This window comes from Rothia sp. P6271, assembly GCF_048512995.1.
GTDB lineage: Bacteria > Actinomycetota > Actinomycetes > Actinomycetales > Micrococcaceae > Rothia.
Window position 1 is genome coordinate 64,829 of sequence record NZ_JBLXXV010000002.1, and the last position, 21,551, is coordinate 86,379.

Sequence of the window (21,551 nt, forward strand, 5' to 3'; positions counted from 1 at the left end):
TCTATGTTGTCACACCTGCACCGTTTTTTAGCCATTGTGGGGGGATACTTCCACTAAAACGCTGGGTAGTTTGAGTCACATCGTTGCTTGATTCTAAGAAATGTGGCGAAAATTAGCGTGTTTAGTTGCTTATTTGTTCGTTGCCGTGTTCAGTTGTGTTTAGGAATTAGCGGTATATGTTTCGACATATATTGAGCTGATTCTGATAAGTGTATGACGGATATATGTCCGGTTTATTTTCAGGAGGATGTCAGTGAGCGAGACCAAGACCGCTGCGGAACAAGCAGTTGTCCAACTTGGTTTCAAGGATGGGGATCTCATCCAAGAATTTGGGTATGACGATGACGTGGACTTTGATCTACGGGATGCGTTGATGGATCATATTGGCTCGGATCTTCTTGACGAGGATGATCAAGACGTTGTTGACGGAGTTCTTCTTTGGTGGCGTCAAGAATACGACGCTTTTTTAAGTGATGCTCTCGTTGATACGTTAGTGAACCTAGATGAGGGGGGAGTTATTTGGCTTCTCACTCTTAAGCCTGGTAGGGAAGGGCATCTCAATCCTGCGGATATTCGGTCTTTGAGTGGCACTGCTGGATTGTATCCGACGTCTAGTATTACGGTTGGTCCTGACTGGATTGCTACGCGTTTGGTTGCGAGGCAACGTTAGTTTTATATGGTGAGCGAGGTAGTGTGCGAAGGAAGCGCCTACCTCGCTTTTGTGTAAAAAATTGATTGTTTTGGCTTGTTGTAGCAATGTTTTAAGGACACTTGGGTAAATGTGAGCTAGAACATGATGTTTTGAGTTGCACCCTGAGAATCTTTCTGTGTATAGTTTTATATGTCGCCGCGAGAGATAAAGAATCGCAGTGATAAGGGTCTTTAGCTCAGCTGGTAGAGCGCCACGTTTACACCGTGGATGTCATCGGTTCGATCCCGGTAGGACCCACAAAATCAAGACCCTGCTCATAGCAGGGTCTTTTTGTATCTTAAGGAACATACTGTGAACTCCTATAAACCACGGCACCTCAGTGCCGTTATCATGAGCCTCGTCTGGCTTCTCATCTCCCTATACTTTCTTACTCAAGATACATACACGGCCATGTGGTCAATGTTTGCAGTATTCTCCGCCCTTTGGTGCGTCTTATCCTTCTGGGTATTGCTGACCGACCGGATAGAGTGATAACACTCTCAAAAATTTGTGCATGTAGAGTGCTGACATAGGGGTAACAATGTTCGCTTGCAAAAAAGTGAAGTCAATAAGTACCCATCTGTACCGTCGAGAGCTTAGAGTTAAGCTATGACTGAAAAAAATGCTGCACAGAAGGCACAAATCGGCGTCACAGGTCTTGCTGTGATGGGCGCAAACCTTGCTCGAAACCTTGCTCGTCACGGATATACTGTGGCTTTGCACAACCGCTCTGTTGAAAAAACTGACGCACTTCTTCAAGAACATGGTGACGAGGGTTCATTCATCAGAACAGAAACCTTGCAAGAACTTGTTGACTCCTTGGAATCTCCGCGTCGCATCCTCATCATGGTTAAAGCAGGTGCTCCTGTTGATGCGGTGATCGCTCAACTTGTTCCACTTCTAGATAAAGACGACATTATTATTGACGGCGGTAACTCTCATTTCCCTGACACCATGCGTCGTGAACGAGAACTTGCCGAACAAGGTCTGCACTTTGTTGGCGTTGGTGTCTCTGGCGGTGAAGAAGGAGCTCTTCTGGGGCCTTCTATTATGCCTGGTGGCTCTGCTAAATCTTATGAATCTGTTGGCCCCTTGCTCGAAAGTATCGCAGCTAAAGCTCCGGATGGAACACCTTGCTGTTCTTGGATTTCTACCGACGGCGCCGGCCACTTTGTGAAAATGGTTCATAACGGTATCGAATATGCCGATATGCAGGTTATCGGAGAGGCCTACGATCTTCTTCGTTCAGTGGCGGGGGTAGAACCTGCTGAACAAGCAGAGATCTTCAAGTCGTGGAATAACACTGAATTGAACTCTTATCTCATCGAAATTACATCTGAAGTTCTAGCTCAGGTTGATGCTAAGACAGGTAAACCTCTAGTTGACGTTATTGTTGATGAAGCTGGTCAGAAGGGAACAGGACGTTGGACTGTTCAAGCTGCTCTAGACCTTGGCTCACCCGTTACCGGCATCGCAGAATCTGTTTTTGCGCGCGCACTTTCTTCTTCCAATACCCAGGCTCGCAAAGAAGCTCAAAAAGAATTACCAGCAGGACTCATCAACACGACGGAGATTCCTGCCGGAGACCCCGCGTTCATCGAGGATGTGCGCAGAGCGCTCTTCGCATCAAAACTTGTATCATATGCTCAAGGCTTAGACCAGATTGTTGCTGCCGGAAAAGAATACGGTTGGAATCTTCAACTCGATAAAATCGCTAGTTTGTGGCGTGCCGGCTGTATTATCCGTGCAGAGCTACTCGGCGAGATTATGCAAGCTTACTCTCAGGAGCAACAGCCTGTTAACATGCTTCTAGCGCCAGGATTCAAATCTCTGATGGAATCCTTACTCCCTTCATGGCGTCGCGTTGTTTCTCAAGCAACAGCATTAGGTATCCCTGTTCCTGTCTTTGCCTCATCACTGTCATACTACGACGGGCTACGACGAGACCGCCTACCGGCAGCTCTCATTCAAGGGCAACGAGATTTCTTCGGCGCACACACCTACGCACGAGTAGACAGCGAAGGAATGTGGCACACTCTATGGAGCGGTGACCGTTCTGAGATTAATGCAGCGGATTCACACACCCACTAGTAGTAGGTATATTGCTGCTTCATCATGATTGAGGCCTATCGCCTCATAAAATATCTAAGGTTCCGCACCACTAACATGGTGCGGAACCTTAGATATTTAAACTCGATTTTTTCTATAACAAGTATTTATATCCACATGGCTGGGTCAATATACTCTACAGGATCAACGAGTGGTTTTTTCTTCTCTGGAGTACGAGGCTTAGAACGTGCTGGAATACCTGTAATGATGGAATCTGCGGGGTGATCATGGACAACTACTGCATTGCCTCCAATCGCAGAATCATCACCGATATAAATCGGCCCAAGAACTTTTGCACCTGCCCCAATAGTGACCCTATGACCAATAGTAGGGTGACGTTTTGTCTTTTCTAAAGACCGCCCACCCAAAGTCACTTGGTGATAAAGCATGACGTCATCACCAATTTCAGTTGTTTCTCCAATAACGATACCCATGCCGTGATCAATGAAGAAACGACGCCCAATTTTGGCTCCAGGATGGATTTCAACGCCCGTGAGAAACCGCGCAAACTGGGAGAGTGTACGAGCTACTAACTTAGTGTGTTCTTTTTGCCAGAGACGATGAGCAATACGATAAAACCACACTGCGTGCATCCCTGAATAGTTAAGGATAATGTCTAAGGTATTGCGTGCGGCAGGGTCATGCGTGCGCACGGTTTGTATATCTTCTTGTAGCCGTTTGATGAAGCTCAATGAACGTCTTTCTGGAAATGCTGAAATATGTACGTTCAGTACAACTGTTGTACTATAACAGGTTATTCCCTAAGACTAATATTTTTAGGATGTTCCACAAAAAAATAGCCTATCTGAGGGAACCGCTAAACATATGATTCCCTGCAGATAGGCTATTTTAGAGGAGCCTTATATTAGCTACGAATGTCCTCATATAAGATGGTGGAGATATAGCGTTCACCAAAGTCTGGGACTATCGCAACGATAAGCTTATCTTGGTTTTCAGATTTCTTTGCTTCTTCAAGAGCCGCCCATACCGCTGCACCGGCAGAGATACCTCCAAGAATGCCTTCTTGAGTTCCAAGAGCTCGTGACGTAGAGACTGCATTTTGGGTGCTTACTGGAATGACACGATCATAAATATCGCGGTCTAGAGTATCAGGAACAAAGTTTGCTCCAAGACCTTGAATCTTATGAGGTCCAGCGGTACCACCGGATAATAGTGCAGAATCTTCTGGCTCAACGGCTATAACCTGAATATGAGGGTTTTTTTCTTTAAGAAACTTCCCTGTACCAGAGACCGTTCCTCCCGTGCCAACTCCAGCAACAAAGATATCGACTTTTCCTGCTGTATCTTCCCAAATCTCAGGACCAGTAGTGTTGTAATGAATTTCAGGATTAGCGCTATTTGAGAACTGTGAAGCAAGAATTGCGTTCTCTGTTTGTTCAACAATTTCTTGGGCTTTTTCTACTGCTCCACGCATACCATCGGCCCCGGGAGTTAGAATAATTTCTGCACCGTAGGCACGAAGCATAACGCGGCGTTCATTAGACATTGTTTCTGGCATTGTGAGGATAACTTTATATCCACGAGCTGCACCAACCATTGCCAGAGCAATACCGGTGTTTCCAGAAGTACCTTCAACAATAGTTCCGCCAGGTTGTAACTTCCCTGATTTTTCTGCGGCATCAATAATTGCCTTACCGATACGATCTTTTACGGAATTTGCGGGGTTGTAGAATTCGAGCTTGACAGCAACATTGCCTGGCAAATCTGCATCAAGACGGTTAAGTTTGATGAGTGGAGTGCCACCAATAATTTCTGTAACGTTCTGGTATATCTTCGACATAGGTCCTCTTCTGATTTTCTTGAGAAGTTCTATCACGTATGTATCACTTTACGGGGTGACTCATAGATTTATATCAACTCTGAAACATATCGTAACGTTATTATTGGTCTTTGAGATATGAGGAAAATGCCTGTCGAGCTTTAGACACTTTTGGATTAATAACGGCTGAGCAATACCCTTGTTCTGGGTTCTTCGCATAATAATTTTGATGGTACTCTTCTGCCTCCCAAAAGGCTCCCAACGGTTCAACAACTGTGACGATAGGTGAATCCCATAGGTTTTGTGCTCGTTGGATAGCCTGAGTTATGAGCTGATGTTCTTCATCTGTCGAATAAAACAGCGCAGAACGGTATTGTGAACCAACATCTGCACCTTGCTGATCCCAACTGGTTGGATTATGAGAAGCCATGAAAATATCAAGGATAATATCTGCTGGAATTATCTGAGGGTCAAAATATACTTTGACTACTTCAATATGCCCGGTATTCCCGTCACATATTTGAGGATATGTGGGGGAAGATAATATTCCTCCTGTATATCCAACAACGCAATCGGTAATTCCTCGGAAATTTCTTAAAACTGCTTCTAAACACCAGAAACAACCTCCGCCAAGAACGAGAGTCTGCACCGTTACCACCTTATTGGTCTCAATATTTTTTTACTGTTACATCTAGTGTACTGCTGAGATGAGAGCTAAAGTTCTGTATCTTTTGGTTGGTTTTGGTATATGTTGATGCCTAGAACTCATGAGACGATAAGAGTATGACAGAGCAAAAAATACCTTCGCTAGAACATGTGGTTCGAACTTTTCATGAGATGTTTCCTCCTCATCTATCTGAAAGTTGGGATGCTAGCGGTCTTATCTCGGGAAGAATGAAACAGCCTGTGCGTTCTATTGGGTTTGCTGTAGACGCTACTGTTGCTGTGGCGCGTGAAGCTGTGCAACGTGGAACAGATGTATTGATTACTCATCATCCTTTGCTATTGCGGCCTGTGCATTTTATAGCGGATGATACGTATAAAGGAGAAGTTTTACAGACTCTTATCGAGGGACAATGTGCTTTATTGGGTGCTCATACGAATGTTGATTCTTCACCGTTGGGCACGAATGATGTTTTCATGAAGCTTCTTGGCATTGAGCAGGCACAAGTGCTCAGTGACTCTCAATATGTTGAGATTGATGGGCAAGAGCATTGCGTAGGCATTGGTCGTATCGGTGAGCTACCAGAACCTATGACTTTAGAAGATTTATCCCATCGTATTGCTGACTTTCTTCCTGCGACGGCTGGGGGATTGCGTGTAGCGGGGCCTAGAACAGCGTATGTTCAGAAGATTGCACTGTGTACAGGTGCTGGTGACTCTCTGCTCGGTGAGGTTCGCAAGCAGGGCGCGGATGTGTATATTACTGCTGATTTAAGACATCATCCTGCCTCAGAGTTCCGTGAAGGCGCTTCCTTGGCGGGTGGTTCACCCTACCTGATTGATTGTTCTCATTATGCTAGTGAAAGTCTTTGGTTAGAGGGGGTTGGAAGAGTTCTACAACAGAGATTATCTAAACAGGGATACGATATTTCTTTCTACGTTTCTGAGCTAAATACTGATCCATGGGATTTTGTGGTTTCTACCGGTAATGTTGCTGGTTCTGCAAGCACTTTTTAGCAGAATTCTGTAGGGAATACACTGAAGAGGCCTTGTTGTAAACATTCATGTTTACAACAAGGCCTCTTCGTTTTGTCTTACTCGCTTAGGATTTTATGAACGAGTTTGACGGCGTGAACGGGCAACGAGTATGCCACCTGCAGCAGTCATAAAGAGCGCTGACAGGGCAAGACCTGTTACGTGGGAGCCAGTGTAAGCAAGTTTTTTCTTCTGTTGAACTGCTTCATGGCTATGAACTGGCTCTGCTGGCTGAGTTGGCTCAGTTGGTTCAGCTGGCTGAGTTGGCTCAGTTGGTTCAGCTGGCTGAGTTGGCTCAGTTGGTTCAGCTGGCTGAGTTGGCTCAGTTGGTTCAGCTGGCTGAGTTGGTTCTGCAGGCTGAGTTGGTTCAGCTGGCTCAGTTGGTTCAGCTGGCTGAGTTGGTTCAGCTGGCTCAGTTGGCTCTGCAGGCTGAGTTGGTTCAGCAGGCTCAGTAGGTTCAGCAGGTTCAGCAGGCTCAGTAGGTTCAGTAGGTTCAGCAGGTTCAGTTGGTTCAGCTGGCTGAGTTGGCTCAGTAGGTGTTACGGCTTCTTGATTCTTGACAAGACGAGTCAAGAACTGCTCATCATCATAATCACTATTACGCACAACAGTTGGCATAATAATGTCGCCATTTTCCATGACTACAGTAAGAGGATTATCCTGAGCAGTGCGCTCCATATTAGGAACGCTTAACTCCATAACAGGCTCATAATTGCTATCAAACCAAACAACCTTGCTATGAGTTCCGTCCAAGACAGCAACACGATCGCCGTCAGAGAATACTGACGCGATGGAAGAGATATCTACAGGAGGAACCTCAGTTGGTTTAATAACAGAGAACTGGCCATTTTCATAACCGAGTACTTGCCAACGAGAAGAACTTCCCCAGAAACCATTCCAACGGAAAATAGTTTTTCCATCATCAGAAGTTCGAACGTTGCGCATGCTCGCTCCAAGACCTTCTGCAGGCTGTGCTTCTGCTATCTCATATACAGGGGTATCTGTATTAGAGAACTGCAAAATGTGTCCACGAAGAATGTACTCATTACCTGTTTCTTCGTAAAGACTGGTGGAAGGTGAAAAAACGAAGGAACCATCAGCTAGAGGCTCAAGAATGCGTGAATTATTAGTCCACTTATCACCGTAATAATCTTTGACAGAATATGCCTTTACACCTTTAAGTGCAGGAGAAACCTCGTAAGGGTCAGGCAACTTGTGAGAAGAAACAGTGCCAGAGGTATCCACAAACTGGATGGTTCCGCTACCTTCATCATCAACAGTGAGCAAAGCTAAACTATCGTTGAAAGGATTGTAACCCAAAGCAGAGACACGCTCATTTTCAGGGGCAACAAGTCCATCAACAACACCATCATTTACGAGTGTGCCGGACTCATTAACAACGAATTTGTCTACTGCGCGAGTTTCGGAGTTAACTACATAGAAGATTCCACGATTTGCATCAGTGGTGAACGGCAAAGATTTAACAGTTGGAACCTCAATTGAAGATACTGGCTCCATAGTTTCGGTATCAAGAACCGTGAATTTAGGAGCGGAATCTCCCCAATACTCTGCGTATCCATGGACGACGTACTTGCCAATGCGTGAAGCTTTGTGAACGTCACTGTAATCTAGGCCAGTATTCCAGCTCTTGCCAATAGAGTAGTCTGATTCTGCAACTTTGACAGTCTTTCCCTGATAAGAAAAACTCAACGGAGCCAAAGCGGTGCCCGCGTTGTAGAAGTTGGAGAATGCGTGAGCACCTTCTTCAGTAAGTTCCGTTGCGATATTATCCCAAACGACAACACCATCATTTTCAGACTGTGTTGCGCCATCCAGTTTGAGGTCTGCCATAACAATGCGAGAAGGGCCCTCAATTTGCTTGGACTGATAATTGCGGGTACGCACGACAAAGCTGAGTGTAGAAGTTCCTTCTGGGTTGAGCACAATCTGAGGCTCAGAAAGAGAAAGATCCAATTCGCAGGTATCTACATTGTCAGTATCTGAACAATGAGATGCGAAACGAACCTGACCAGAACCAGTAATGGTTGTTACACCATCTTTTTCTTCAACTTCGTTAAATGGGAAGTTGTAGATTCCGTTTTCTTCAGTAACATCGTCGCTGATGCTGTAGTGTCCTCCAACATAAGAGATAAATGAAGGACGGATTCCCCAGTGCATCGCACCAAGTTGCTGAACTTGGGCGTCACTGGCGATAACTGCTGTTGCGGGGGCGTTTTCTTGTGCGAATGCTACCGCAGCCGCGGGGACAAGAAGAGCTCCAGCAAGGCTCAGCGCACAAGCTCTGCGCTGAAAGTTCTTAAAAGAGAATGAGTGAGGCAAAATGGATCTACCTTTAGAAATGTGTAGGATAAGGACAGCCTTATCTTACACTTAACTAAAGCTTAGATTCTATAGTTTCGAACTAAAATTGTCCGGTAAAAACAGATATGTTCTTTTGGTGTGTTTTATCCCATGAAAACTAGCGAACTACGAGAGTGAGAATACCTGCAGACTTTGCTGTGGCAGGGGAAAACTCAATTTCCCAGTCCTTGGACAATTCATTTATCAGCTCGTCTAGGACATTAATCTCAGTTAAGCCTTTCTGGACAAGGTATCGTCCTAGCTCACCTCGATAATGCTTAGCCATGTGGGAGACAACCTTACGTTCATTGCCTTCAAGAACTTTCTCAACACGAACGCTTAAAGTCCGCTCTACCGGCGTAGGATAAGCCTTCACATATGCTGCAGATCGACAATCGATAACCAACTCGCCGTCATAGTGACGGTTCAAGACTGTTGGAAGTTCACCTTTCCAATACTTTGCAAGATCTCCAATCTCACCAAGCTTTACACCCATAGACAACCTATATGCAGGAATAACGTCCGAGAAACGGACAGCTCCCCAAAGAGCAGAAATAATCACCACAGAATTGATAGCGCGTTCTTGAGCTTGCTCATCTAGAGAAGAAAAATTAAAAGCTTCAAATAATACGCCACTATAAACTTCAGACGCTTGAGCTGCAGGCTCTCGCCATAATCGTGTGTTGCGCTCTACTTCTTGAGCCAAGGATGCCCCTACCTTAAGCTGAGCCAAAGCATCCTCAGAATCGCTGACTATCTGGAGCTGCTGCATCAACTCCTCACGTGACTGAGTGAGCTCAGGAAAACTCAAATCCGCTAAATCGACAGTTCGATCTGTATTTTGAGCTGTTTTGCCTTCTGAAGGAGGAAATAAAATAAGCATGCTTTAAGTGTAGTAGAATCAAGGTACGAACGGGACGTTCAGGCAATTGCGTGGTAAACCACCACGAGGAAAGTCCGGGCTCCATAGCACAGAATGGTCGATAACGTCGACTCAAGGTAACTTGCAGGAAAGTGCCACAGAAAATAGACCGCCTAGAACTCTAGGTCAGGGTGAAAAGGTGGTGTAAGAGACCACCAGTGTTATAGGTGACTATAACAGCTTGGTAAACCCCATTCGGAGCAAGGCTAAATAGAGCACGTAGTAAGTAGTGCGCTGAAGTGCTCGGGTAAGCTGCTTGAGCCTAGAAGCAATTCTAGGTCTAGATGGATAATTGCCGCTTAACACAGGATGTATTAAGTACAAAACCCGGCTTATCGAGCGTCCCGTTCGTACCCCTCTCAGATGGTTGGATTTCCACTTTTAATGGCCAAAAGGATCTGGGTCAACCCCTGGTAGCCATGAATTCCCCTCCACAGTCCACCCTTCACGTTTAATAACTTTTTTAGCTTTTGCTGTCCACTTCTTATTAAGACGATTGACATATAGTTTGCCATCTAGATGGTCTGTTTCGTGTTGCATCACCCGGGCAAACCAGCCAGTTGCTTCAAACTCAAGGGGCTGACCTTGGGCGTCAAGACCTCGAACCCCTACCCATTCTGCTCTTTTGAGAGGGAATCCATATCCAGGAAATGATAGGCAGCCTTCTTCTTCCTCGTCAGGGTCAGGGTCAGCAGAGGAAATTTTTCCAAGAGTTAGTACCGGATTGATAACAACACCTAGGGGAGGGACTCCGTCGTCATTATCAAACTTATAAGTAAAAAGTCTGAGTCCTACGCCAACCTGCGGGGCAGCGAGCCCAACACCGTGAGAAAGTTCTTGAGTCTCATACATGTTGTCAATCAGCTCGGCTAAGGTGTCGTCGAATGCTGTGACAGGCTCTGCTCTTCGGTGTAGAACAGGGTTTCCATGAATAACAATGGGAAGGGTTGTCATCAAAACTCCTTAATGTGGAATCCTAGAAAATAGCGACATATAGTAAAAGGGTCGTTACGGCTAATGCCATAACGACCCTTTCTCTGGGGTGATCGACGGGGGTTGAACCCGCGACCTCCTGGACCACAACCAGGCGCTCTGCCAACTGAGCTACGACCACCATAAATTACTAAGTCAAAATACTCTGTGAGGACTTTGTTTTAGCAACAGGTAATAGCTTACCGACTAATACGATAAAACCAAAACTGAAACAGTGTGATGCTTAACACTGTTTAGGGGTTTGCGAAGAAAACTCTTGAGCAATTTTGGCGGATTCCACGGAATCAGGGCCCGGAGCTGGAACAAAAACTGTTCGGCGATAGTACCTTAACTCGTTAATAGAATCCCTAATATCGCCCAACGCGCGATGATTCCCCGTCTTCTGTGGAGCACTATACGCAGCAGCAGGGAACCACCTGCGAGCAAGTTCCTTAATCGTAGATACGTCAATCACCCGATAATGAAGATGCTCAATGACCTCTGGCATATCGCGGGTCAAAAAAGCCTTATCTGTTCCCACAGAATTGCCACCTAGCTGAGCTTTGCCTGCAACCGGAACAAATCTTTTAATGTACTCAAGCACCTGAGCTTGAGCTTCACTCAATGAAAGACCAGAACTAAGCTCCTTAAGCAGACCAGAATTTTCGTGCATATTCCGCACAAAATCATCCATCTGCTCAAGTGCTTCTGGTTCAGGCTTAATGACAACATCTAACCCGTCATCAACAATATTCAGCTCAGCATCAGTAACAATAACCGCTACCTCAATGAGAGCATCCTGCTGCAACGACAGTCCTGTCATCTCACAATCAATCCATACAATTCGTTCATTAGAAATAGACACAAACTCTAATCTACTCTCAAGAACGAAGAAAAAGAAAACCTTAACTAAAAACTTCTCAAGAATTAGCTGACGCATCTCGTAGCCCATACTGCCAAAAAACAAATAACAGGTAAAATTAACGTCAATAACCGGCACCCCTTATCAGGAACCCTATGAATCAAACAGTAGAAAAACCTTCTCGCGCATCTAGTCAGTATCGGCGCAATCTCGGAAAACGTTACGTCTATAAAAACCCAATGCGCACGATCATCATGGGAACCATAGGCTCCATGCTTATGACAATAGGTTCCTTTGGTGTTGGCTGGATTAGTGACGCATCACCTCTGAACAGAGAGCCGCTGATTATTGCCTTGCGATATAACGTTGCAGGCATTGTCACCTGTATCTTGCTATTAGCAGTCGGTGGAATGATGATGTGCAGGGAATGGCTCAGGCTTTCTCAAAAGCTTGGAGTTTGGGACGGTGACGCCAGCCAATGGACGTGGAGAGCCATTATCTGCTGGACAACGCCACAACTATTTGCATTCCCACTCTTCAGTCGAGACGTTTTCTCCTACTTTGCGCAAGGACGAGTCATGCTTGCCGGGCTAAACCCCTACGAAAACGGCGTCTCGACCATCAACAATTTCTTCCAATACGGGGCAGATCCCCTCTGGGCGCAATCGCCACCACCTTATGGGACGCTCTTTTTGTGGATTGAAGAATTTGTTGTCAGAATTGCTGGATCAAATATTGACCTAGGCATTATCTTGTTTAGGCTCATTGCACTTTTCGGAGTTGCGTTAATTGCCTATTATGTACCTAAAATTGCAGTTCTTCACGATATCAATCACACACGTGCATTATGGCTTGTTGTCACAAACCCGCTCTTTATTGCTCAATTCGTAACCGCCGCGCACAACGACGCTCTCATGACAGGTATCGCCCTAGCCGGATTTTACTACGCTACAAAAAACCGTAACTATCGAGGCGGTATTCTCGGGGCAACATTGGTGACTTTAGCTGTTGCTATCAAACCCATTGCTCTCGTGCTCCTACCGTTTATCGGGCTGCTTTGGGCCGGAGAAGATGCCTCGTGGAGAAGAATCTTCATTACGTGGTTCTATGTTGGTGTCATCTCCCTTACAGAACTGACCGTGATGGGGCTACTCAGCGGTTTCGGGTTCGGGTGGATTGGTGCACTCTCGACGACCGGAGGTCAATACATTTGGTATTCGCCGATGGGCTTCCTTATGGTAGTGGGTTCATCTATTGTTGCTTTTTTCTCATCGTCAGAAACTGCAGACTTCGTCAAAGACACTATTGGCAGTATCAGCAAATATATCGGTATGGGAAGTGCTGTCGCTATCATGTTCTGTAAATCATGGCCTGAAGTTGTTCGACGAGCAGGGCTATCTCTAGGACTTGTTGTTGTCTTCTCTCCTATGATCCAATCGTGGTACTTACTATGGGTGATACCGTTCTTTGCTGTCACCGGCATCAAAAACAACTGGGAGTTGGACTTCTACTTCATTACCACACTATTTTTCATGATTTATGCGGTAAGTGACCAGCTAGACGTATCACCCTATCTCAAAGATTTTGACACCAACATGGGGCGACTTCTCGCCGTCATTGTTTCCTTCGGGTATGCCTGTTATTTAGTCTTTATCGACGCTGCAACACGTCAAATTCTACGGGAAAGACGCCAACCTGCTACCTACCTAATGGTGGTCTAAATAGGTATTGCATTCAAAAGAAAAGAGGCCTTGCAACGCTATATAGCGTTGCAAGGCCTCTTTTGCTGGGTGCCCCAGGAGGGAGTCGAACCCCCGACCAAGAGATTAGAAGGCTCCTGCTCTATCCACTGAGCTACTGAGGCAATAAGGTCAAAAATAACCTTTCTGTATGATACATCCAGATTCGTAGAGGAGCAAAAAGAAAGTACCTATAATGCGAAAAATCTATAGGTAATATCTGTCACCAAGCATATACTGGAAATAGCTCAACAACGAAGAAAGAGAGCTATCATGACCATCCTTAAAATTAACAAGCTTGCTGTGAAAGACGGCAACTTTGCTGAACTCGAAAAACGATTTGCCCAACGCAAACACTCTGTCGATCAAGAACCAGGTTTTGAAGGTTTCGAGCTGTTACGTCCAACTGGAGAAGGACAAGAACACTACTTCGTCATTACCCGCTGGGCGGATGAAGAAAGTTTCCAAGCATGGGCAGCAAAACGCTCCCCACGAGACCCAAATACCACTGTTTCACGAGCTGAAGGAACGCTCAGCTTTGAAGTAGTTGACTTACCAGAGCTTGAAGAGTCCGGATACTAAAAATAATATCGACCAAAACTGCCCCAGATAGCGAACCGTCTATCTGGGGCAGTTCTCTCATCAACGTCTCACACCACACTCAACATAAGCTGATAGAACAAAACACCCAAGAACATTCCACACACTGACACTAAAGAACAGCAAGAAAAACCCGAATACGGTAGCCTAGAGACCATGGCAGAATTTATTTACACGATGAGCAAAGCCCGCAAAACAGTGGGCGACAAAGTCATCCTCAATGACGTTTCTATGTCATTTTTCCCAGGCGCTAAAATCGGTATGGTCGGCCCAAACGGTGCCGGAAAATCAACCATCCTCAAAATTATGGCAGGACTAGACACTCCATCTAACGGTGAAGCCCGTCTTTCCCCCGAATATACTGTAGGAATCCTTCTACAGGAGCCACCACTAAACGAAGAGAAAACCGTCCTAGGTAACGTCGAAGAAGGCGTCGGCGAGATTAAAGAAAAACTTGACCGATACAACGCCATCTCAGAAGAAATGGCAAATCCCGATGCAGACTTCGACTCGCTCATGGAAGAAATGGGCAAACTGCAAGAAGCTATTGATGCAGCCAACGCATGGGACCTCGACTCCCAACTTGAACAAGCGATGGACGCTCTCCGCTGCCCACCAGCAGATTCACCAGTAACAAAACTCTCCGGTGGTGAACGACGACGCGTTGCACTTTGCAAATTGCTATTAGAAAAACCAGACCTCCTTCTCCTCGATGAGCCCACGAACCACCTTGACGCAGAATCTGTGCTCTGGCTCGAACAACACCTACAATCCTACGAAGGTGCTGTTATTGCTGTAACGCACGACCGTTACTTCCTCGACCACGTTGCGGAGTGGATCGCTGAAGTTGACCGTGGAAACCTCTACCCGTATGAGGGCAATTACTCAACCTACCTCGAGAAGAAACGCGCCCGCCTAGAAGTTCAAGGCAAAAAAGACGCAAAATTGGCAAAGCGTCTTAACGATGAGCTCGACTGGGTCCGCTCGAATACTAAAGGCCGTCAAGCAAAATCTAAAGCTCGTCTTGCACGCTATGAAGAAATGGCAGCTGAAGCGGAGAAAACTCGTAAGCTTGATTTCGAAGAAATTCAGATTCCTCCAGGTCCACGCCTAGGTAACGTCGTCATTGAAGCTGAAAACCTTCAAAAAGGGTTTGATGGACGTTCTTTGATTAACGGACTGTCTTTCAGCCTGCCGCGTAACGGTATCGTCGGCGTCATCGGGCCAAACGGTGTGGGTAAATCGACCCTCTTCAAAACAATTGTTGGACTTGAAGAACTAGACGGTGGAGAACTCAAAATTGGTGAAACCGTCAAAATCTCATACGTTGATCAGAACCGTGCGAACATCGACCCTGAAAAAACGCTCTGGGAAGTTGTCTCTGACGGACTAGACTACATTCAAGTAGGTCAAGTAGAGATGCCCTCACGCGCGTATGTCTCGGCCTTCGGATTCAAAGGCTCCGACCAGCAAAAGAAAGCTGGAGTGCTCTCTGGTGGTGAGCGTAATCGTCTCAACCTAGCATTGACCCTCAAACAAGGTGGAAACCTTCTGCTCTTGGACGAACCAACAAACGACCTTGACGTAGAAACTCTTGCATCCCTTGAAAATGCGTTGCTTGAATTCCCCGGTTGTGCCGTTGTCGTATCCCACGACCGTTGGTTCCTCGACCGCGTTGCAACCCATATCCTTGCGTGGGAAGGTACCGACGAAAACCCAGATAACTGGTATTGGTACGAAGGTAACTTCGAGTCTTATGAAGCTAATAAAGTTGAACGTCTCGGCCCTGAAGCGGCAAAACCGCACCGTGTCATTCACCGTAAATTGACTCGATAAGTTCATCATCTGCTCTGAGACAACGAGCAATGGACTCTGAACTGTAGAAGAGGGGTGTCACAACACTAAATAGTGTTGTGACACCCCTCTTTCTTGAAGAGTTCTTCTGAAGAAAAGCTGAGAGAACTTATCTACACTCTCGTTCTTTATCCTCTGTACACGATATTCTTATAGATAAGGATTGCGCTAAAACTACGGTATAGGGTAAACCCTAGAACCTACAACATATGATAAAGAGGTAGAACCGAAGAATGCTTAACAAAACAGCAGAAAATGCTTCGTACCTTCAGCTGGTAGATGTTAACCAAATTAAAGACTTCAAAACCTATCTCGCCCGCGCAAAATCTTTAGATGCACAAGCCTCAGTACGGCTCATTACTCGTGGCATGTCTGTCGGCGCCTATGTCTGTGCGTTGGCACCTGAAACACTCATCGATACCACACCTACCATCCTTGGGCTAAGAGCACTCAACATTGCTTCTGCCCAAACACTAGATACAACGGTAGAAATCAGCGCGGTACTTGATCGGCTTGCTCGTATTGATCAACAGAAAAATTATCTTTTCATCCCACCGGTGGTTACAACAGCATCATGGAGCGGTCAGCTGCCGCCTTTTAGTGACTGGGCGAAAATCGGTCGAACCACAGTAGGAGAGCTCAAAAAAATAGCTCTTGACGGAATGAATGCTGTAGATAGTGCTCTTCCGACTAACCCCGGACACGCTGTTCTAGCAACCGTCCGTTCTCGTATTTGGTCATCTCCTATGCCGTGGGAAGCAATAGAGAATCAAGAATACCGCTACACTCCAGAAAACTATACGCTTCCTAGTGGTATTGCTTTTGCTGCAGAAGTACTAGGATTTTTGCCACCCGTGGCGCATATGCCAGTCTATATCTACCATTCTGAGGGGTGGATTAGACTATCGTGCCCCATGGGACATGTCTTGTGTAAAAAATCTGCAAGTTCAGAATAAACTTCTTGAGAACCCTAGAACCCTAGAACCCTAGAACCCTAGAACCCTAGAACCCTAGAACCCTAGAACCCTAGAACCCTAGAACCCTAGAACCCTAGAACCCTAGAACCCTAGAACCCTCTGAAAAAGCAAAACATAAAAAATATTTTCTACCTCGGTGATGCACCTCCAGAAAACACGTGGGGGGGGGAGCTAAGCACGGTTTTGCATTGCATGGGCTGCACGTTCTAAATAGTCAAGCATCACTGTTTCGTGAAGAGGAGATAGCCCAAGCGTCTTGACCGACTCCCGCATATACTGCAACCAAGTGTCTCGTTCTTTGGCTCCAATAGCAAAAGGGAAATGCCTCATTCTTAAACGTGGATGACCCCGTTCTTGCTGATAGGTAGTCGGACCACCCCAATACTGTTCTAAAAACATTCGTAGCCGACGCTCCGCTGGCGCAAGGTCTTCTTCCGGATACATGGCTCGAAAATCAGGATCTGAAGCAACGCGTTGATAGAACTCTGAACAGAGCTTTTCAAAAGTTGGGGCGCCTCCAACTTGATGATAAAAAGACTGTTGTTCTGCTGGATGATTAAGGGAACTCACGTTCACTAGCCTACCAAGAGAAAAGAACCGTTGAAACATCAAAAGACCCCTCAACCAATGTACTAATGCTAAGAGAAGCACCAATCATCGTTAAGGGGTCTTTTGTTGACCAAGCTTTTGATCAGAAAGCTGTTGAGTTTATGAACGAGCGTCTGCTTCTTGGACTTTCAACGCTCGAACCATAGAATCTCGACATTCTGCAACTTGACGGTGTAAAGAACCCGCATCTTCTGGTAACGATGCTAAATACTGTTCGGTACGTTCAAGCAATTGTGCAGAATAATTCTGGGGGAATAGTCCACCAATAATTTGCTGAGAAATTTCATGACTGCGAGAACGCCAAACCTGCTCAATAGCCTCAAAATAGCGTTCAACATAGGGTTCCATGAGCTGTTCGTCCGCACCGGTAAAGAATCCTGCAATAGCAGAGCGCTGAACAATATTCGAGAGCTCACCGGTTTCTACGATGTCATGCCACATCTTAGCTTTAGCTTCAGCTGTAGGAATAGACGCTTCAGCAGTAGCAGCAGCCTGCTGACCATTTGATGTGCGGTCTTGTTCGAGAGCTTGCGCAATTTCTTCTGCACTGTATCGCCCACCGGCAGCTAGAGACTGAATGAAAGACCATCGCAAGTCGGTGTCTACGACGATACCTTCAAGAACTATTGAACCGTCCATCAACGACTGAACACAATCGAGCTGTTCATCTGACTTTGCAAGACGCGCAAAAGCGCGCACAAGCTGTAGTTGCTGGTCAGAATGAGGTTGGGCTTTCTGTGTGATGTCCCATAGACGATCTGCAACACGGATACGTAAATCATGTGCATGAGAGCGAGCAACATAAAATGAGAGCGTGTTCTCGAGGTTAAGCAACTGAACACGCATTGATGTCGAGTTTGTTTCTGCACCAATGTTATTGAGAACAAGCTCAACAAAATGGTGTGCCGGCATTTGCGCATCACGAGTTGTATCCCACAATGAGCCCCATACAACGCTGCGGGCAGTGGGGGAGTCGATATCACCAAGATGGTCAATAGCTGTTTGCAAAGAGCGTTCGTCTAGACGAATCTTTGCATAAGCTAAATCTTCATCATTGAGAAGAATCAAATCAGGTCGTTCAACGCCGGAGGCTTCAGCCACGTCTGTAAGTTCACCATTAACGTCTAACTCAATACGCTTGGTACGTGTTAGTTTTCCTTCACGCAAAGAATAGAACCCGACGACAAGACGATGCGGACGTAGTGTCTCATACCCTTCCGCATAGCTTTGACGAATCTTCAACGATGAGATGTTACCGTTTTCATCTTCTTCAACTTCGCTAGTTAGCGTATTAACACCAGCGGTTTCTAACCATAGTGCAGACCATGAGCGAACGTCACGTCCGGAGGTAGCCTCTAACTCAACGAGTAAATCATCGAGGACGGTATTACCCCAAGAATGTTTTGCAAAATATTGGGTGAGCGCGGACATAAAGTTCTCTTGTCCAACCCATGCAACAAGTTGACGTAAAACAGAAGCACCTTTGGCGTAGGTGATACCGTCGAAGTTCACTTGCACATCGTTGAGGTCACGAATAGGCGCAACAATGGGGTGTGTCGATGAAAGCTGGTCTTGACGGTATGCCCAAGTTTTTCCTGATGCGGCGAAGGTTGCCCACGCTTGAGAGGAGAAACGAGTATTTTCCGCTGCTGCGAGAGTGCACATAAACTCAGCGAAAGATTCGTTGAGCCAGAGGTCATTCCACCATTTCATGGTGACAAGATCGCCAAACCACATGTGTGCTAGTTCGTGAAGAATAGTAATAGCACGACGTTCGATAAGAGCTTCAGTGGGTTTTGAACGGAAAATATAGTTCTCTAAGAAGGTGACTGCACCAGCATTCTCCATGGCGCCAGCGTTGAATTCTGGCACGAATAGCTGGTCATACTTTTCGAAAGGATAGGGTGTGTCGAATATCTTTTCGTAAAACTCGAATCCTTGACGCGTCAATGTGAAGATGTCTTCGGCATCTAGATACGGCATGAGAGATTTACGGGCAAAAGCACCTAATGCAATGGTTCGTCCTTCGGAATTGACCAAAGAACTTGTGACCTTTTCATAGGGGCCAGCAACAATTGCGGTGATATATGAGGAGATACGAGGTGTGGGCTTGAAACTCCAGAGTGTGCTGTCTGATTGTTCATGAACAGAAGTCTCAGGCTGGTTCGAGATAACAGTCCAGTGTTGAGGAGCTTTGACCGAAAAAACGAAGGATGCTTTGAGGTCTGGTTGTTCAAAGACAGGGTAGACTCGGCGGGAATCTGGAACCTCAAATTGGGAATAGAGGTAAACTTCTTGGTCAGCGGGGTCGACGAATCGGTGCAGCCCTTCACCGGTGTTGGTGTAGAGGAAATCTGCATCAATGATGAGGGTATTTTTTTCTGCTAGTTCTGGTAGCTGAATACGCACGCCATCAGCGAGGTCTACTGGAAGGTCAACACCATTGAGGTTAATGGAACGAACGGTGTCGGTAATGGCATCAATAAAAGTTGAGGCGCCAGCTACTGCATCAAAAACGATGGTTGCGTGGGTAGTAAAAATTCTTTCGCCTTGGGTCAAATCCACAGTGATGGTATAAGAATCAACGTGAGTGACAACGTTTGCGCGTTCAATTGCCTCAGCGCGTGTAAGGTTCATTCCCGGCATATAGCCCTCTCTTTTTCAAAAATACGGGTGCAACGCAGACGCGTAGAATGCGCTACTCCTCAATCGTTACTAGAATCATTAGATAAGACCTAGCAGAACTATGAGCTAGAAGCTCTCCTCTCAAAGTCTAATGCCCTAGTTCACAAAGATGAAATAGGCGCTGCCTGAATAACTACTGCACGACAGCAGAAGAACTCCTCGTCTCTGCTGGCGTTATCGCTTTCAAGGAGTTTTACTATGCGCGTACATATTGCGACTGACCATGCTGGTTTAGAGATGAGTCAGTATTTTGTTCAGAAGCTAACAGAGAACGGATATGAGGTTATTGATCACGGTCCAAGCGAATATGATCCGCTAGATGATTATCCAAGTTTCTGTATTAATGCGGCTCTTGGTGTTCGGAAAGATAGAGAAGAGGGGCTGGATTCTTTAGGGATTGTTTTGGGCGGCTCGGGAAATGGCGAACAGATGGCAGCAAATAAAGTAACTGGTATCCGTGCCGCTTTGGCGTGGAACCACGATACTGCTGCTTTGGCTCGTGAGCATAATAATGCTCAGGTGGTGGCTATTGGCGGGCGTCAACACAGCCTTGAGGAAGCATGGGAAATTATTCGCGTTTTCTTGACGACTGCTTGGACTGGTGAAGAACGTCATCAACGCCGTATCGACCAGATGGCAGAGTACGAGGCTACTGGTGCTATTACTGGTCGAGAAATTAACTCCTAGCGTTTTGAGAAATTAGCACGATTATTATGCCAGAAGGTCATTCGATTCATCGTCTTGCCCATCAATTTACGGAGCTATTTTCGGGGAAAGTTGTTGCTGTTACTAGTCCTCAGGGGCGTTTTAGTGATGGTGCCCAGTTGCTTGATGGGCAGACTATCACCGGTGCTTATGCTCATGGGAAACATCTTTTTATATGTTTTGATCATGACTTAACACTCAACGTCCATTTGGGAATCTATGGTGCTTGGACTTTTGGTGGTGAACATTTTATAGGCTCTACTGCTATTGGTGCTCCGCGTAAAGCTCAAGAGATAGAACAGACTGGGCAACGTTTGGTTGCTACGGCCCCTGCGGAGGTTGCTCCTACAACTCGGGCACGGATTATTGCTGATACTTGTTGGGCTGATCTTGTTGGTGCTATGACGTGCAGAGTGCTGACTCCTGAACAAGTAGCGAACGTTCGTGCTGAGTTAGGGCAAGACCCTCTTTCTCAGGACAGTTCTGTCGAGACGTTTTATGGGTCTTTGAAACGCACCTCCCGCCCTATTGCGGTAGTGCTGATGGACCAGAAAATTATTTCGGGCGTCGGAAATATTTTTAGAGCGGAATCGCTGTTTCGGCAGGGGATTGACCCGATGCGCCCTGCTCGAGACCTTTCCTTAGACGAAGCCTTATTGTTATGGGAGGATCTTTCAGATCTTCTTCGTGTCGGTGTTCGTTTGGGGAAGATTGTGACAACTCGTGATGAGCATCGTGCTGGTATTCCGTTAGAAGATGCGTGGCCGAACGCTGCATATTATGTGTATCAGAGGCAGGGGCAGAATTGTTTGTTGTGTTCCTCTTCTATCGCGATGAAAGAACTTGCTGGGCGTAAGTTGTATTGGTGTCCTCAATGTCAGTGTTCTTTGGCGGTGTAATAGTTTTGACATATATCCCCTATGTGTCCTAGATCATTCTTTATGGGTTGGAGGGAATCTATACTTTCGGTATTGGTACCTACTGGCA

At 46.1% G+C, this 21,551-nt stretch carries 18 protein-coding genes, 3 tRNA genes and 1 other RNA gene; 11 read left to right on the top strand and 11 right to left on the bottom strand.

The features are described 5' to 3' along the window. Positions 1–253 precede the first annotated feature (253 nt). The 3 genes from ACN08X_RS02650 (at position 254) to gndA (ending at position 2,782) form a co-directional block, all read left to right on the top strand. Positions 254–670: a DUF3052 domain-containing protein gene (locus ACN08X_RS02650; RefSeq protein WP_419101373.1), complete on the top strand. Its 417-nt coding sequence runs from the start codon at positions 254–256 to the stop codon at positions 668–670. Positions 671–876: 206 nt separating this feature from the next. After that, a tRNA-Val gene (locus ACN08X_RS02655) sits at positions 877–949 on the top strand. A 351-nt stretch (positions 950–1,300) separates the two neighbouring features. Further along, positions 1,301–2,782: an NADP-dependent phosphogluconate dehydrogenase gene (gene gndA / locus ACN08X_RS02660; protein ID WP_419101372.1), complete on the top strand. Its 1,482-nt coding sequence runs from the start codon at positions 1,301–1,303 to the stop codon at positions 2,780–2,782. A gap of 125 nt (positions 2,783–2,907) precedes the next feature. Here gndA and epsC read toward each other — a convergent pair whose 3' ends face one another. The 3 genes from epsC to msrA form a co-directional block, all read right to left on the bottom strand. Further along, positions 2,908–3,492, bottom strand: coding sequence for a serine O-acetyltransferase EpsC (epsC, locus tag ACN08X_RS02665; RefSeq protein WP_419101371.1), 585 nt, complete (start codon positions 3,490–3,492; stop codon positions 2,908–2,910). Positions 3,493–3,665: 173 nt separating this feature from the next. Further along, positions 3,666–4,601 (bottom strand): cysteine synthase A, encoded by a 936-nt coding sequence (gene cysK / locus ACN08X_RS02670; RefSeq protein WP_419105921.1) that lies wholly within the window; start codon positions 4,599–4,601, stop codon positions 3,666–3,668. A 100-nt stretch (positions 4,602–4,701) separates the two neighbouring features. Then, positions 4,702–5,229, bottom strand: coding sequence for a peptide-methionine (S)-S-oxide reductase MsrA (gene msrA, locus ACN08X_RS02675; protein ID WP_419105920.1), 528 nt, complete (start codon positions 5,227–5,229; stop codon positions 4,702–4,704). A 134-nt stretch (positions 5,230–5,363) separates the two neighbouring features. Here msrA and ACN08X_RS02680 point away from each other — a divergent pair, with 134 nt between their 5' ends. Continuing rightward, a complete protein-coding gene (locus tag ACN08X_RS02680; protein WP_419107818.1) occupies positions 5,364–6,260 on the top strand; it encodes a Nif3-like dinuclear metal center hexameric protein in 897 nt (298 codons plus the stop codon). A 93-nt stretch (positions 6,261–6,353) separates the two neighbouring features. Here ACN08X_RS02680 and ACN08X_RS02685 read toward each other — a convergent pair whose 3' ends face one another. Together ACN08X_RS02685 and ACN08X_RS02690 are read right to left on the bottom strand one after the other, a co-directional pair. Continuing rightward, positions 6,354–8,618 carry an HtaA domain-containing protein gene (locus ACN08X_RS02685; RefSeq protein WP_419107819.1) on the bottom strand — a complete coding sequence of 755 codons (2,265 nt, stop codon included), beginning with the start codon at positions 8,616–8,618 and terminating at the stop codon, positions 6,354–6,356. Between the two features lie 139 nt (positions 8,619–8,757). Continuing rightward, entirely contained in the window at positions 8,758–9,522 is a 765-nt protein-coding gene (locus ACN08X_RS02690) for a YaaA family protein (RefSeq protein WP_419107820.1), read from the bottom strand. Positions 9,523–9,552: 30 nt separating this feature from the next. Here ACN08X_RS02690 and rnpB point away from each other — a divergent pair. After that, positions 9,553–9,912, top strand: an RNA gene (gene rnpB, locus ACN08X_RS02695) — RNase P RNA component class A. Positions 9,913–9,942: 30 nt separating this feature from the next. Here rnpB and def read toward each other — a convergent pair. The 3 genes from def to orn form a co-directional block, all read right to left on the bottom strand. Then, entirely contained in the window at positions 9,943–10,515 is a 573-nt protein-coding gene (gene def, locus ACN08X_RS02700; RefSeq protein ID WP_419107821.1) for a peptide deformylase, read from the bottom strand. Positions 10,516–10,599: 84 nt separating this feature from the next. Continuing rightward, positions 10,600–10,675, bottom strand: a tRNA-His gene (locus ACN08X_RS02705). A gap of 102 nt (positions 10,676–10,777) precedes the next feature. Next, complete coding sequence (gene orn, locus ACN08X_RS02710; protein ID WP_419107822.1) at positions 10,778–11,398, bottom strand: oligoribonuclease; 621 nt, start codon at positions 11,396–11,398, stop codon at positions 10,778–10,780. A 152-nt stretch (positions 11,399–11,550) separates the two neighbouring features. Here orn and mptB point away from each other — a divergent pair, with 152 nt between their 5' ends. Next, positions 11,551–13,116, top strand: a complete 1,566-nt coding sequence (gene mptB, locus ACN08X_RS02715; protein WP_419101363.1) for a polyprenol phosphomannose-dependent alpha 1,6 mannosyltransferase MptB — start codon at positions 11,551–11,553, stop codon at positions 13,114–13,116. Between the two features lie 70 nt (positions 13,117–13,186). Here mptB and ACN08X_RS02720 read toward each other — a convergent pair. Then, a tRNA-Arg gene (locus ACN08X_RS02720) sits at positions 13,187–13,259 on the bottom strand. Positions 13,260–13,407: 148 nt separating this feature from the next. Between ACN08X_RS02720 and ACN08X_RS02725 the strand changes: the two genes are divergently transcribed. From ACN08X_RS02725 to ACN08X_RS02735, 3 genes are all read left to right on the top strand, one after another. Beyond that, positions 13,408–13,716, top strand: a complete 309-nt coding sequence (locus ACN08X_RS02725; protein WP_419101362.1) for an antibiotic biosynthesis monooxygenase family protein — start codon at positions 13,408–13,410, stop codon at positions 13,714–13,716. Between the two features lie 174 nt (positions 13,717–13,890). Beyond that, positions 13,891–15,570, top strand: a complete 1,680-nt coding sequence (ettA, locus tag ACN08X_RS02730) for an energy-dependent translational throttle protein EttA (protein WP_419107823.1) — start codon at positions 13,891–13,893, stop codon at positions 15,568–15,570. Between the two features lie 251 nt (positions 15,571–15,821). Next, entirely contained in the window at positions 15,822–16,544 is a 723-nt protein-coding gene (locus tag ACN08X_RS02735) for a transcriptional regulator (RefSeq protein ID WP_419107824.1), read from the top strand. Positions 16,545–16,736: 192 nt separating this feature from the next. Here ACN08X_RS02735 and ACN08X_RS02740 read toward each other — a convergent pair whose 3' ends face one another. Continuing rightward, entirely contained in the window at positions 16,737–17,135 is a 399-nt protein-coding gene (locus tag ACN08X_RS02740; RefSeq protein WP_419107825.1) for a globin, read from the bottom strand. Between the two features lie 138 nt (positions 17,136–17,273). Beyond that, positions 17,274–19,820, bottom strand: coding sequence for an aminopeptidase N (gene pepN / locus ACN08X_RS02745; RefSeq protein WP_419107826.1), 2,547 nt, complete (start codon positions 19,818–19,820; stop codon positions 17,274–17,276). Positions 19,821–20,057: 237 nt separating this feature from the next. Between pepN and ACN08X_RS02750 the strand changes: the two genes are divergently transcribed. Together ACN08X_RS02750 and ACN08X_RS02755 are read left to right on the top strand one after the other, a co-directional pair. Then, positions 20,058–20,546, top strand: a complete 489-nt coding sequence (locus ACN08X_RS02750) for a ribose-5-phosphate isomerase (RefSeq protein WP_419101357.1) — start codon at positions 20,058–20,060, stop codon at positions 20,544–20,546. Positions 20,547–20,572: 26 nt separating this feature from the next. Continuing rightward, positions 20,573–21,463 carry an Fpg/Nei family DNA glycosylase gene (locus ACN08X_RS02755; protein WP_419105911.1) on the top strand — a complete coding sequence of 297 codons (891 nt, stop codon included), beginning with the start codon at positions 20,573–20,575 and terminating at the stop codon, positions 21,461–21,463. The last annotated feature ends 88 nt before the right edge of the window (positions 21,464–21,551 follow it).